Origin of the sequence: Aureimonas phyllosphaerae (genome assembly GCF_047943035.1) — a bacterium.
Classification (GTDB): Bacteria; Pseudomonadota; Alphaproteobacteria; order Rhizobiales; family Rhizobiaceae; genus Aureimonas; species Aureimonas phyllosphaerae.
On record NZ_CP181348.1, the window covers coordinates 1,832,339 to 1,845,350 of the forward strand.

Consider the following 13,012-nt stretch of genomic DNA (forward strand, 5'->3'; position numbering starts at 1 on the left):
AACGCAGTCTGTGCTGGGGTGGCCCGTCCTTAGGGAACTAGCCGCTGACGCGCATCTGCGCGCCGCTCCATTCGCCCGACCGGACGAGATCGCGCAGCGTCTCGCGGCAGAGCTTCTCGACCGCCTGCACGGCATGCGACAGCGGCCGGTCGATCGGCTCGACGAGATGGACCGTCCGCAGGAAGGCCGGCATGAACGGCCAAGTCCGGATGACGCCGCCTTCGGTCTCGCGCCGGATCGCATGAGCGGGAAGCACCGAATAGCCGAGACCCTTCTCGACCAGCGACTTGATTGCACCGTAGGCATCGATCTCGATGGCGGCGGACAGACGTGTCCCATCCGCCGCCGCCCGTTCGTCGAGAAGATCGCGTAGCCCATGGCCGGGGCTTGGCAGGATCAGCGGCAGGCCCGCCAGCAGCGAGGCCGGAACGGGCGATCCCGACGCGGGCAGCGCCGCCGTGTCGGGATCCGACGCCGGGCCGAAAAGGTGCAGCGCCTCCGACAGGAGGCCGATAGAGCGCAGGCCCCGATCCTCGACGAAGGCGTAGAGAAGACCGAGATCGACGCGGCCGAGCCGCAGCCAGTCGAGGACGTATCCGCTCATCGCCTCTGCGATGCGCAGCTTGACCTTCGGCAGGCGCTCCTGCGCCGCCAGCACAAGCGGAACGCCGAGCACCTGCGCGATCGAGGAGGGGAGGCCCAGCCGCACCTCGCCCGCTGGCTCGGCGCCGCTGCCGCGGATCTCGCGCTCGGCCTCCTCGAATTGCGCGACGATGGCGCGCGCGTTGCGCAGGAGGATCTCGCCCGCTTCGGTCGGCTGCACGCCTTGCGCCGTGCGGAACAGGAGCGGCACGCCGAGATCGGCCTCCATGTTGCGCACATGAAGGCTCAGCGAGGGCTGCGCGATGTTGAGCCGCCCCGAGGCACGCGAGATCGAGCCGCTCTCCACGATGGCGACGAAATATCGAAGCTGCCTGACGTCCACGCCCGAATCCTCCCGTACCGAGGATAGCCGCTCGCCGATGCCCCGTCATCGCGAGGAACGCCGCACGCAAAAAGGCCGCCGCACCGAAGCGCGACGGCCTTTCCGTTCAGTGGCGGTCTTAGTTCGCCGGGGCGACCGTGTCGTCACCCGTCGAGGTGCCCGGGACCGGGACCGAGGTGTCGCGCGGCACCGGGGTCGCATCGCGCGGCACGACGACCGTGCTCGCAGCCTCGGCGTCGATCGCCGAACCGATGCCCGACGTATTGCCCGGGACCGGGATCGAGCTGGTGGCCGCGTCGGTCGTCGCCGGGGGCGCATCGCGGTTCGTCTTGATCTGCGAGGCCTGGTCGGCCGGCAGGACGCTGTCGAGGCCGGACTCCGTACCCGGAACCGGGACGGCGCTGGAATTCTGCGGGGTATCGACGGAGGTGGCCGTCTGAGCGAGAGCGGCGCCGCTCGTCAGGGCCAGGGCGGACACGGCTGCAAGAATGGTGAGTTTCATGGAGTGATCCCTTTCGTTTTGCCGAATAAGCAAATCGAGCGGCTTCGCGTTCCATGGCGCGCAAGATTATTTCTGAAATATGTCGGGTAGCCTTCCCAAGGGTTCCGCTGCGTGAGGTCTTCGCCCCGCTCATGCGGATGGAGCGGCGTTCGCGGCGTCCGCTTCCGGGCAAAGCGATTGCCGCCAAACGCTCGCGCGAGACGGGTGGGAGGCTCGCGCGAATCGTGCCATCGTGCGCCCGCGCTGCCTGAGAGGAGACAGGCCGCGCGGGTGCCCGACTGCGCCGCATTGCCGCTTGTTCGCGGTGGCGGCCGGCGGCGACCGCTTCGCAGGGGAGGACGACGCAGGATGAAGACCATCAAGGGACCGGGCATCTTCCTAGCGCAGTTCGCCGGGGACGAGGCGCCCTTCAACTCCTTCGACGCGATCTGCGGCTGGGCCGCCGGGCATGGCTACAAGGGCGTGCAGATCCCGACCTGGGACGCTCGCCTCTTCGACCTGAAGCGCGCCTCGGAATCCAAGAACTATTGCGACGAGATCGCCGGCGTCGCCGCGCGCCACGGTCTCGCGATCACCGAACTCTCCACCCACCTGCAGGGCCAACTCGTCGCCGTCCATCCGGCCTATGACGAGGCCTTCGACGGCTTCGCCGCGCCGCACGTGCGCGGCAATCCGAAGGCCCGGCAGGAATGGGCGACCGATCAGGTGAAGCGCGCGCTGACCGCCTCGCGCCATCTCGGTCTCAAGGCGCACGCGACCTTCTCCGGCGCGCTGGCATGGCCCTTCGTCTACCCCTGGCCGCAGCGCCCGGCCGGCCTCGTCGAAACAGCCTTCGACGAACTGGCACGTCGCTGGAAGCCGATCCTCGACCACGCGGACGAACAGGGCGTCGACGTCGCCTACGAGATCCATCCGGGCGAAGACCTCCACGACGGTTCGTCCTACGAGATGTTCCTGGAGCGGACGGGCAACCACGCCCGCGCCAACCTTCTCTACGATCCCTCGCATTTCGTTCTGCAGGGGCTCGACTACCTCGCCTATATCGACATCTACCACGAGCGCATCCGCGCCTTTCACGCCAAGGACGCCGAGTTCAATCCGACCGGTCGCCAGGGCGTCTACGGCGGCTTCCAGTCCTGGGCGAACCGCGCCGGCCGCTTCCGCTCTCTCGGCGACGGACAGGTCGATTTCTCCGGCGTCTTCTCGAAACTGACCCAGTACGGTTTCGACGGCTGGGCGGTGCTCGAATGGGAATGCGCGCTGAAGCACCCCGAGCAGGGGGCGGCCGAGGGCGCGCCCTTCATTGCCGCCCACATCATCCGCGTGACCGAGCGCGCCTTCGACGATTTTGCCGCAGGCGGCACCGACGACGCCGCCAACCGCCGCATGCTCGGCCTCGACGCTTAAGGAGACTCAGAGGATGGCCATCGAGGCAGGCAAGGGAACCGAAGGCGGCGCGCGGCGCATCCGGCTCGGCATGGTGGGCGGCGGGCAGGGGGCCTTCATCGGCGCCGTCCACCGTATCGCGGCGCGGCTCGACGACCGCTACGAACTGGTCGCAGGCGCCCTGTCGTCGGACGCCGAGCGGGCTCGCGCCTCGGGAGCGGACCTTGGGCTGGCTCCGGAGCGCTCCTATGCAAGCTTTTCCGAGATGGCGAGCGCCGAGGCCGCACGAGACGACGGCATCGAGGTGGTCTCGATCGTCACGCCCAACCACATGCACGCGCCGGCGGCTAAGGCCTTCCTCGAGGCCGGCATTCACGTGATCTGCGACAAGCCGCTCTCGGTCTCGGTCGCCGAGGCCGAGGACCTCGTCGCGCTCCAGGCGAAGAGTGGGCGCATCTTCGCCCTGACCCACAACTACACGGGCTACCCGCTGATCCGGCAGGCGCGGGCGATGGTCGAGACGGGCGAACTTGGAGAGATCCGCCTCGTGCAGATGGAGTATGCGCAGGACTGGCTGTCCGAGCGCGCCGAGGCGACCGGCTCGAAGCAGGCCGAGTGGCGCACCGACCCGGCGCGCTCGGGTGCCGGCGGCTGCATCGGCGACATCGGCACGCACGCCTACAATCTTGGCGCCTTCGTCTCGGGCCTGAAGACGCGCGAACTTCTGGCCGAACTCACGACGTTCGTCGAAGGCCGGGCGCTCGACGACGACGTGCGCGTGCTCCTGCGATACGAGGGCGGCGCCAAGGGCGTCCTTTGGGCGAGCCAAGTCGCGGTCGGCAACGAGAACGCGCTGCGGCTGCAGGTCTACGGCACCAAGGGCGGGCTCGAATGGTGCCAGGAAAACCCGAACCAGTTGTGGTTCTCGCGGCTGGGGCAGCCGAAGCAGCTTCTGACCCGCAACGGCGCGGGCTCGCTCCCCGCCGCCGCGCGCATGACGCGCGTGCCGCCCGGGCACCCCGAAGGCTATCTCGAGGGATTTGCGAACATCTATTCCGAGGTGGCCGAGGCGATCCTGGCCGCGCGCAGTGGCGGGGCGCCGGATGCCGCGGTGACCTATCCCTCCGTCGCGGACGGGCTCGCCGGCATGCGCTTCATCGAAGCGGCGGTCGCCTCCTCGCGCGGCGGCAGCGTCTGGACGCCGGTCGGATGATCGGTGACCATGTCGAACGTTGTTTGAGCTGGAAACGGGAGACCGCTCGTCAACGCCCCGCAGTGGTGCTGTAGTCCCACAGGGTGTGCGGCTACCGCTAACGGTTGTGTGAAGATGTGGCGACGAGGGTGTCGGCGTCGGCGGCGATGAGGTACGTAACTCAAAAAGCCGCCGGAGAGTGGTTGGGAGACGCGGACCGAGGTCCGTGCGCGCCGGGAGGAACGGCACGATGAGACGTTCAAGACGGGACGCCGGCGCGAGCCGGGGAGGCGTCCGCACACGACTGCCTTCGTGGAGCGCGGCATGACGGTGCCGGCTCCCCCGCCGAAGCGCATCGACGGCGCGGATGCGGGCCGTCCGGCCGTGGTGACGGCCGACGGCGTGTCCAAGTCGTTCGGGCCGGTCGAGGTGTTGAAGGACATCCGCTTCGACCTGCGGGCCGGCGAGGTGCACGCGATCATCGGCGAGAACGGCGCCGGCAAGTCCACCCTGATGAAGATCCTTGCGGGCCATCTTCAGCCGACTGGGGGACAGCTCGTCCTGAAGGGCGAGCCCGTGCGCCTGTCCGGGCCCGTGGAGGCCGAGCGGCGCGGGATCGTGCTGGTGCACCAGGAAATCCTTCTCGCGCCCGACCTGACGGTGGCCCAGAACATCCGTCTCGGCCGCGAGGTGCGCCGCGGCCTGACGCTCGACGACCGCGCGATGAACGCGTCGGCGAAGGCCGCGCTGGAGGGGCTGGGTGCGGCGATCGACCCGCGCGTGCGCGTCGGCTCGCTGTCGATCGCGCAGCGCCAGCTCGTCCAGATCGCCCGCGCCCTGCTCGTGCCGCACGAGGTGGTGATCTTCGACGAGCCCACCGCCTCGCTCACCCCGCACGAGACGGAAGCCCTTCTCAAGGTGATCGCGGATATTCGGGCGCGCGGTGTCGGCGTCCTCTACATCTCGCACCGCCTGCCGGAGGTGAAGCTCCTCGCCGACCGCATCACGGTTCTGCGCGACGGGCGGCGGATCGGCACCCATGATGCCGCCGAACTCGAACCCGCCGACATGGCCCGTCTGATGGTGGGGCGCGACGTCTCGAAACTCTATCCCGACCGCGTGGCGCAAGGGCGCGGCACGCCCCTCCTGTCGGCCGAGAACATGCGCGTGCCGGGCTATGTCCGCTCGGGCGGGTTCGAGGTCGCGAAGGGCGAGATCCTCGGCTTTGCCGGCCTCGTCGGTGCCGGACGCACCGAGCTTCTGGAGGGTGTCTTGGGTCTTCGGCCCGCCGAAGGCACGGTGCGCCTCGACGGCAAGCCGGTCCGCTTCCGCGACGCGCGCGACAGCATGGAAGCGGGGATCGTCTATCTCAGCGAGGATCGCAAGGGCAAAGGGCTGCTCCTCGCCCAGAGCCTTCGCACCAACCTGACGCTCGCGGCACTCGACCGCTTTGCCAGCGGCCCGCTGCTCCAGCCCGCGCGCGAGGACGAGGCGCTGACGACGGCGATCCGCGACTTCGACATCCGGACCCGCCGGCGCGATCTCCTCGCCGGGCAATTGTCGGGCGGCAACCAGCAGAAGCTGCTGCTCGCCAAGATGATGCTCCTCGACCCGCGCGTCGTGGTGGTCGACGAGCCGACCCGCGGCATCGATATCGGCACCAAGGAGCAGATCTACCGGTTCCTCGCGGGCCTTGCTGCCGAGGGCCGCGCGGTGATCGTCATCTCGTCCGAGATGCCGGAGCTCATCGGCCTGTGCGACCGCATCGTCGTCATGCGCGAGGGGACGATCGCGGGCGAGGTCGCGGGCGATGCGATGACCGAGCGCAACATCGTGATGCTGGCGACGGGCGCCGGCGAGAAACAGGCCGCCGTGGCGGTCGAGGGAGCCGAACTCGCATGACCGACGCAACCTCGCCAGCCCAGGCGCCGAGCCCCCGCCGCGAGATCGACCTGCGGGCGGTCGCGCCCTTCGTCGCCCTCGCCGCGCTTCTCGTCTTCGGCGCGCTGATCAACCCGAACTTCCTCGGGATCGACAATCTGTCCAACGTCGTGACCCGTTCGGCCTTCATCGCGATCATCGCGGTGGGGGCGACCTTCGTCATCTCGGCCGGCGGGCTCGACCTGTCGGTCGGCTCGATGGCCGCCTTCGTCGCCGGGACGATGATCCTGTTCCTGAACTCGGCGCCGGTGGAGGGCGCCGTGCCGACGATCGCGCTCGGCATGGCGATGGCGCTCGGCGTCGGGGCGCTCTGCGGCCTCGCCAACGGCCTGATGACGACGCTCGGCCGCATCGAGCCCTTCATCGTCACGCTGGGCACGATGGGCATCTTTCGCGCCCTTACCATCTGGCTCGCCGAGGGCGGGTCGATCGCCATGCGCTCGCAGGAGCTGCGCGCCGCCTACCGTCCGGTTTATTTCGGCAATGTCCTTGGCGTGCCCGTGCCGGTGATCGCGTTTCTCGTGGTCGCCGCGCTCGGCGCCTTCGTCCTCTACCGCACGCGTTTCGGCCGACACGTCATGGCCGTCGGCTCCAGCGAGGACGTGGCGCGCTATTCCGGCATCCGCGTCAACCGCGTGCGCACGATCACCTACGTCATCCAGGGCCTCTGTGTGGCGGTCGCCGTCCTCGTCTACGTTCCGCGCCTCGGCGCCGCGACGGCGACGACGGGCCTCCTGTGGGAGTTGCAGGCGATCACCGCCGTCGTCATCGGCGGCACGGCGCTGCGCGGCGGCGTCGGGCGGGTCTGGGGCACGATCTGCGGGGCGCTGATCCTCGAGCTCGTCGGCAACATCATGGTCCTGTCGGACCTCGTCAGCGAATATCTTATCGGTGCGGTGCAGGGGGCGATCATCATCCTGGCGATGCTGATCCAGCGCTTCCTCGCGCGCCGCTGAGCCAAGCGGGCGGCGCCCTGTCCGGGGCGCGCCGCTCGCGGGAAACCAGACAAGCTCCGGCATTCGGGAGGAACACATATGAAACGCATCGTCGCCGGGCTCGCGGCCCTTGCCGTCCTGTCCACCGCCGGTCTCGCGCTCGCGCAGGACAAGAAGCTCACCATGGCCGTGTCGATCCCGGCCGCCGATCACGGCTGGACGGGCGGCGTCGTCTATCATGCCGAGCGCGAGGCCAAACTCCTCGAGGAGCGTTATCCCGGCCTCGACATCGTGGTGAAGACCTCGCCCGACGGCGCGTCCCAGGCGAACGCTCTGGAGGACCTGACCGCGCAGGGCATCAACGCCCTCGTCACGCTGCCGCACAATTCCGACGAGTTGACCGATCCGATCCGGCAGGTGAAGGAGAAGGGTGTCTTCGTCACGGTGGTCGACAGGGCCCTCTCCGACCCGTCGATCCAGGACCTTTATGTCGCCGGCGACAACCACGGACTCGGCCGCGTGGCGGGCGAGTACATGAAGGAGCGGATGGCGGACGGCGGTGACATCGTCATCATCCGCGGCCTGCCGATCGTCATCGACGAGGAGCGTCAGAAGGGCTTCGACGAAGGCATTGCCGGCTCCAAGGTCAACGTCCTCGACCGCCAGTTCGGCAACTGGTCGCGCGACGACGCCTTCAAGGTGATGCAGGACTACCTCGCCAAGTACCCGAAGATCGACGCGGTCTGGGCGCAGGATGACGACATGGTGGTCGGCATCCTCGAGGCGATCGCCCAGAGCAATCGCTCCGACATCCAGTTCGTGGTCGGCGGGGCCGGGATGAAGGACATGATCAAGAAGGTGCAGGACGGCGACAAGATGGTGCCGGTCGACGTGCTCTATCCGCCCGCGATGATCGCGACCGCGATGGACCTGACGGCCGCGGGTCTCTTCGACCAGAACCCCGTACGCGGCAACTACGTGCTCGACGCGACGCTCGTCACCAAGGACAACGCGCAGGAGTTCTACTACCCGGACTCGCCGTTCTGATCGGGCTGCAAGGGGCGGCGGCTGGGACGCCGCCCGTCGCCTCCTTCGCGGCGCGCTGGAAATCCGGCGCGCCGCGGTCTACCTGTCGGGACGTGCCCCTGTTCCGCTTCCCGCCAACGAAGTCCCCGCCATGCTGACGATGAAGGGCAAGTACGGCCTGAAGGCCATGCTGCATCTTGCCGAACTGCCCGAAGGCCAGCGCGCGCTCTCCGAGGAGATCGCAAGGGCGCACAACATTTCCAAGAAGTTCCTTGACACCATCCTCGGCGAGTTGCGCGTGGCCGGCATGATCCACGCCCGCAAGGGCCGGGGCGGCGGCTACATTCTCGCCCGCCCGCCGTCGGAAATCCGCGTCGGGCACATCCTGCGCGTCCTCGACGGGCCGCTGGCGCCCATCCCCTGTGCCAGCCGCACCGCCTATCGCCGCTGCGACGACTGCCGGGACGAGCGCTCCTGCGCCGTGCGGCGGATCATGCTGGAGGTGCGCAACGCCATCTCCGCGGTCCTGGACGAGCGCACGCTGGCGGAAGCGGCAGGTGCGCCGGAAAGCCTCGAGGCCGAGTTCCGCGAACTGGCCCTCGGCGCGTAAGGCGGGCGGACGGCGGATCGGCTTTCCGCCTCAGTCGATAAAAAGAGTATGTTGTGCGTGTCGACCGGCGACCGCCGGCCTTACCTTCCCTGTCGACGTCGATGCGGCAGGAAAGGCACGCGACCCATGACCGAGACGCTGATCGTCCCCGGCCTCAACGGCTCGCCCGCCGGCCACTGGCAGCACCACTGGCTGGAGATCGACCCGCAGGCGACGCTGGTGGAGCAGGAGGATTGGGCGCGGCCGGTCTTGACGGACTGGCTGCACCAGCTCGAGGCGGCCCTGATGGCCAGCCGGCCAGGGGTGATCCTCGTCGCGCACAGTCTCGGCTGCGCGCTGGTCGCCGCGCTCGCCGGCCGCCCTGCGGCCTCCCATGTCGGCGGTGCGCTGCTGGTTGCCCCGGCCGACATCGCCAGCCTCTCGCAGACCGTGCCGAGCGCGGCGTCCTTCGCCGACAGCGCGGGGTCGCGCCTGCCGTTCGCCTCGATCCTTGTCGCCAGCCGCAACGACCCGTACATGAGCTTTGCGGGCGCCGATCGCTGCGCCTCGACCTGGGGCTCCGCGCTCTACGACCTCGGCGAGGCGGGACACGTCAACATCGCCAGCGGCTTCGGCCCCTGGCCCGACGCGTTGACGCTGGCCGAAGGCTTGCGCGGTCGCCCGGCGCGTGCGGGGCGGGTTCGGACGGCTGCGCCGTCAGCGGCCTTGCGGGACCGAAGCTACGCGCCGCGGTTGCACGATTCCGGTCTCGGCCTCGGCTGAACGTCCGTTCAGGGGGTTTCCATCTGTTGCCAGCGCACCATCTAGACATTCCAAGCGCTCGTCCGGCTATGTTGAAGCCGGGATGGAACCACCCTCATGAGATCGGCGGAGCCAGCTTTTTCCAGGCTCCCGATCGGACGGACAGGCATCGGAATGCACGGTGATTTGCAGGCTGGGTCGCGGAAGGTCGTGCTCGTCGTCGACGACGAGCCGCTGGTGCGGCTGAACGCGGTCGACATGTTCGAGGAAATGGGGTTCGAGGTGCTGGAAGCCTCGGATGGCGCGTCGGCGCTCCGGGTGCTGGAGCGGCGGCCGGACGTCGCGCTTCTCTTCAGCGACTGTCGCATGCCCGGCATGTCGGGTCCCGAACTCGCGCGGGCCGTGGCCGAGCGTTACCCGCAAGTGCGTATCGTCCTCGTGTCGGGCTACGTCAACGTTCAGAAGCTCGACTGGCCGCTGCTGCCCAAGCCCTACGACGCCAACTCGCTTCGCAAGGTCGCAGGCGACATCGCACCGTCGAACTGACGGTCGGCGCTCGATCGGCGCCAAGCCTGACCCTCGCTCCCACAACGCCGGGAGCGGCTTCGGCCGCCACCGGGCTTTTCTTGTCCAATGCGTAAGCGGGCGGCGCCGCAGTTCGGGCCGGGCGCGAAAGGCGGTTCAGGTCTCGTCGAACGCGTCCCGCAGCTTCATGGCCAGATCCTCCAGCGAGAAGGGCTTCGTCAGAAGCCGCACTCCGGCGTCGAGCACGCCGTGGTGCACGATGGCGTTGCGGGTGTAGCCGGTGGTGAAGACGACCTTGAGGTCGGGACGCGCCCGCCGTGCCTCTTCGGCCAGCATGCGCCCGTCGATATCGGGCATTACGACGTCGGTGAACAGGAGGTCGATGTCGGCCCGCTGCGCTAGGAGGCGCAAGGCCTCCGCCGCGCCCTCGGCCTCCAGCGTGCGATAGCCGAGCTCCTGCACCGCCTCGATCGTCACGCGGCGCACGCTCTCGTCGTCCTCGACCACGAGGATCAGTTCGGCGGACGGATCGGTCAGCTCCGGCAGCGCCGCCGCGACCTGATCCGTCACCTCGTGCTCGCCGACGAGCCGCGGCAGGTAGATCTTCACGCTCGTGCCCCGGCCGGGCTCCGAATAGATCTTCACGTGGCCTTCGGACTGCTTGACGAAGCCGTAGACTTGGCTAAGGCCGAGGCCCGTGCCCTTGCCGATCTCCTTGGTGGTGAAGAACGGGTCGAAGGCCTTGGCCATCACCTCGGGACTCATGCCGGTGCCGGTGTCGGTCACCGCCACGAGAACGTACTGGCCCGGCACGATGCCGATGTCGGCCGCGGCATATCGGTCGTCGAGATGGGCGTTCTGCGTCTCGATCGTCAGGCGTCCGCCGTCCGGCATCGCGTCGCGGGCGTTGACGGCGAGGTTGACGATGACGTTCTCGAGCTGGTTGGCGTCGACCGAGCAGGACCAGAGGCCACCGCCGAGCACGGTTTCCAGGCGGATGTTGCCGCTCAGCGTCCGGCGCATGAGTTCGGACATGCCCGAGACGAGCTTGTTGAGATCGACCGCCTGCGGGTTGAGCGGCTGCTGGCGCGAGAAGGCAAGAAGCCGGTGCGTCAGCGTCGCCGCACGGCGCGCGCCCTCCATCGCGTTCTCGGCGTAGCGCCGCAGCCGCGCCTCGCCGTCGGGCAGACGCCGGCCGAGGAGGTCGAGCGAGCCGATGATCACCGACAGCATGTTGTTGAAGTCGTGCGCGATGCCACCGGTGAGCTGGCCGACGGCTTCCATCTTCTGCACCTGGCGCAGCACCTCGGACGTGCGCTCGAGTTCGGCGGTGCGTTCGCGCACGCGCTCTTCCAGCGAGGCGTTGAGCTCGATCAGCGCGGCTTCCGCCCGCGCGCGCTCCAATGCCTCGCGCGTGCGCGCGGCGACCTCCTCGCAGAGCCGGATCTCGTCCGGCGTCCAGCGTCGGGGCGAGGGCTCATGCAGGTAGAGGATCGAGCGCAGGCTCCCGTCGCGCAGCATCGGCACGACGATCAGCGCTTGGCAGCCGATTCCGTCCCAGGTCTCGAGGAAGCGCTCGCCGATCCGCGGATCGCGGCGCACGTCCTCCACCGTCAGGGTCCGGCCCGCGCGCAGTTCCTCGATCGTCGTCGGTCCGAACTTGCGCAGGATGCGGTTCTCGCCGGCAAGGCTCGTGACCTCGGGTGAGCGGGTCCAGTCGCGCGCCACGCGCACGATCTCGCCGCTGGCGTCGACATCGCCATAGCCGCAACGCGCGACGCGCAGGCGTTGGCCGAGCAGGCGCGTCGTCGTCGACTCGACGCTTGTCGGGTCCGGATGGCCGAGCAGCGTGTCGCTGAGTTCCAAGAGGAAGGCGCGCCGCTCCTCCTCCAGCTTGAAGTCGTGGATGTCGGTGCAGGTGCCGAACCAGCGGATGATGCGGCCCGCCGCGTCGCGCATCGCTTGCGCGCGGCCGAGCACCCAGCGGTACTCGCCCGAGCGGTGCCGGAGCCGGTACTCGATATGGTAGGGTTCGCCGGTCGCGAGGCACCGACGCCACACGCCCCAGGCCCGCTCCTGGTCGCCCGGGTGGAACATGCCGTTCCAGGCCTCGCCGTCGGTCGAGCCGTGCGGCATGCCGGTGAACTCGTACCAGCGGTCGTTGTAGTAGTCGTGGAACCCGTCGGGCAGCGTCGTCCAGACCATCTGGTCGATCGTGTTGGCGATCGCCTGGAAGCCTGCCTCGCTGGCGCGCAGGCGATCCTCGCCGGCTCGGCGCTCGTCGATGTCGATCACCGAGCCGACGAAGCCGAGGAAGGCGCCGGTCTCGTCGAACCGCGGCGAGGCGGCGTCGATCGCCCAGCGATAGCGGCCGTCGCGGTGGCGCAGGCGGTATTCGAGCCGGAACGCCTCGTGCGCGGCGTTGGCGCGGCGGAACACGCGGCCCGCCTCCTCGGCGTCGTCGGGATGCGTGGCGTCGAGCCAGCCGAAGCCTTCCGCGGCTTCCGGCGTCTGCCCGGTCGTCTCGTACCAGGATCGGTTCAGATAGGTGCAGCGCCCCTCGGGATCGGTGACCCAGAGCATGACCGGTGCATGGTCGGCCATGTTGCGGAAGCGACTTTCGCTCTCGGCCAGCCGACGCTCGCCGACGACCCGCCCGGTGGTCTCTGACACGATGCACAAGACGCCCGCGACTTCGCCGCCTTCACCGTGGACGGGCGAATAGCTGATGTCGAAGTACACCTCTTCCCGGAAGCCGTGACGTTCGATCTGGAAGGGGCGATCCTTGGCCGAGATGGTCTCGCCCGTCCGCACGACGCCGGCCAGAAGCGGTCCGAGGTCGTCCCAGAGTTCGGACCAGTTCTCCCGGGCAGGGCGCCCGAACGCGCGCGGGTGCTTCGTGCCGATCGTCGGCGCATAGGCCTCGTTGTAGAAGGCGTGGTAGTCCGGCCCCCAGAAGAGGACGATCTGCGCGTGCGACGACAGCAGGAGGTCGACGGAGGTTAGCAGCGCGGGCGGCCAGGCGGCCGGGGGGCCGAGCGGGAAGTCGCTCCAGTTGCGCGAACCGATCAGCGCGCCGATCGCGCCGCGTTCCTCGAGAGGGAGCACCATGCGAGGTCGTGTCTCCATAGTCACTGCGGGGGAGGGAGCCTCGTCGGCTCCCACCCGT

At 69.0% G+C, this 13,012-nt stretch carries 11 protein-coding genes; 8 read left to right on the forward strand and 3 right to left on the reverse strand.

The annotated features are described in order from the left end of the window. Window positions 1–37: 37 nt before the first annotated feature. Window positions 38–985 carry a LysR substrate-binding domain-containing protein gene (locus ACLNGM_RS08545; RefSeq protein ID WP_416357969.1) on the reverse strand — a complete coding sequence of 316 codons (948 nt, stop codon included), beginning with the start codon at window positions 983–985 and terminating at the stop codon, window positions 38–40. 118 nt (window positions 986–1,103) lie between these two features. Continuing rightward, on the reverse strand, window positions 1,104–1,487 hold the full coding sequence (locus tag ACLNGM_RS08550; protein WP_090962935.1) for a hypothetical protein: 384 nt from the start codon (window positions 1,485–1,487) through the stop codon (window positions 1,104–1,106). Window positions 1,488–1,835: 348 nt separating this feature from the next. On the opposite strand from ACLNGM_RS08550, the gene ACLNGM_RS08555 reads away from it, so the two are divergent. The 8 genes from ACLNGM_RS08555 (at window position 1,836) to ACLNGM_RS08590 (ending at window position 9,864) form a co-directional block, all read left to right on the forward strand. Then, window positions 1,836–2,894, forward strand: a complete 1,059-nt coding sequence (locus ACLNGM_RS08555; RefSeq protein WP_416357970.1) for a sugar phosphate isomerase/epimerase family protein — start codon at window positions 1,836–1,838, stop codon at window positions 2,892–2,894. A gap of 13 nt (window positions 2,895–2,907) precedes the next feature. Continuing rightward, window positions 2,908–4,086, forward strand: coding sequence for a Gfo/Idh/MocA family protein (locus ACLNGM_RS08560; protein WP_416357971.1), 1,179 nt, complete (start codon window positions 2,908–2,910; stop codon window positions 4,084–4,086). A 303-nt stretch (window positions 4,087–4,389) separates the two neighbouring features. Continuing rightward, entirely contained in the window at window positions 4,390–5,967 is a 1,578-nt protein-coding gene (locus tag ACLNGM_RS08565; protein ID WP_416357972.1) for a sugar ABC transporter ATP-binding protein, read from the forward strand. Then, complete coding sequence (locus tag ACLNGM_RS08570) at window positions 5,964–6,962, forward strand: ABC transporter permease (RefSeq protein ID WP_416357973.1); 999 nt, start codon at window positions 5,964–5,966, stop codon at window positions 6,960–6,962. The genes ACLNGM_RS08565 and ACLNGM_RS08570 overlap by 4 nt, the downstream gene beginning before the upstream one ends. Before the next feature lie 78 nt (window positions 6,963–7,040). Next, window positions 7,041–7,988, forward strand: a complete 948-nt coding sequence (locus ACLNGM_RS08575) for a substrate-binding domain-containing protein (RefSeq protein ID WP_416357974.1) — start codon at window positions 7,041–7,043, stop codon at window positions 7,986–7,988. 130 nt (window positions 7,989–8,118) lie between these two features. After that, on the forward strand, window positions 8,119–8,577 hold the full coding sequence (locus ACLNGM_RS08580; protein ID WP_090962941.1) for an RrF2 family transcriptional regulator: 459 nt from the start codon (window positions 8,119–8,121) through the stop codon (window positions 8,575–8,577). A gap of 126 nt (window positions 8,578–8,703) precedes the next feature. Next, a complete protein-coding gene (locus tag ACLNGM_RS08585; RefSeq protein ID WP_416357975.1) occupies window positions 8,704–9,339 on the forward strand; it encodes an RBBP9/YdeN family alpha/beta hydrolase in 636 nt (211 codons plus the stop codon). A 189-nt stretch (window positions 9,340–9,528) separates the two neighbouring features. After that, window positions 9,529–9,864, forward strand: coding sequence for a response regulator (locus tag ACLNGM_RS08590; RefSeq protein WP_416357976.1), 336 nt, complete (start codon window positions 9,529–9,531; stop codon window positions 9,862–9,864). A gap of 135 nt (window positions 9,865–9,999) precedes the next feature. On the opposite strand, the gene ACLNGM_RS08595 is transcribed toward ACLNGM_RS08590, so the two are convergent. After that, entirely contained in the window at window positions 10,000–12,954 is a 2,955-nt protein-coding gene (locus tag ACLNGM_RS08595) for a PAS domain S-box protein (protein WP_416357977.1), read from the reverse strand. Window positions 12,955–13,012: the final 58 nt, after the last annotated feature.

Bases quoted from the DNA above. Each gene is read 5' to 3' on its own strand.
- ACLNGM_RS08550 (WP_090962935.1), bottom strand. From the start codon at position 1,487: ATGAAACTCACCATTCTTGCAGCCGTGTCCGCCCTGGCCCTGACGAGC.
- ACLNGM_RS08555 (WP_416357970.1), top strand. From the start codon at position 1,836: ATGAAGACCATCAAGGGACCGGGCATCTTCCTAGCGCAGTTCGCCGGG.
- ACLNGM_RS08560 (WP_416357971.1), top strand. From the start codon at position 2,908: ATGGCCATCGAGGCAGGCAAGGGAACCGAAGGCGGCGCGCGGCGCATC.
- ACLNGM_RS08565 (WP_416357972.1), top strand. From the start codon at position 4,390: ATGACGGTGCCGGCTCCCCCGCCGAAGCGCATCGACGGCGCGGATGCG.
- ACLNGM_RS08570 (WP_416357973.1), top strand. From the start codon at position 5,964: ATGACCGACGCAACCTCGCCAGCCCAGGCGCCGAGCCCCCGCCGCGAG.
- ACLNGM_RS08575 (WP_416357974.1), top strand. From the start codon at position 7,041: ATGAAACGCATCGTCGCCGGGCTCGCGGCCCTTGCCGTCCTGTCCACC.
- ACLNGM_RS08580 (WP_090962941.1), top strand. From the start codon at position 8,119: ATGCTGACGATGAAGGGCAAGTACGGCCTGAAGGCCATGCTGCATCTT.
- ACLNGM_RS08585 (WP_416357975.1), top strand. From the start codon at position 8,704: ATGACCGAGACGCTGATCGTCCCCGGCCTCAACGGCTCGCCCGCCGGC.
- ACLNGM_RS08595 (WP_416357977.1), bottom strand. From the start codon at position 12,954: ATGGTGCTCCCTCTCGAGGAACGCGGCGCGATCGGCGCGCTGATCGGT.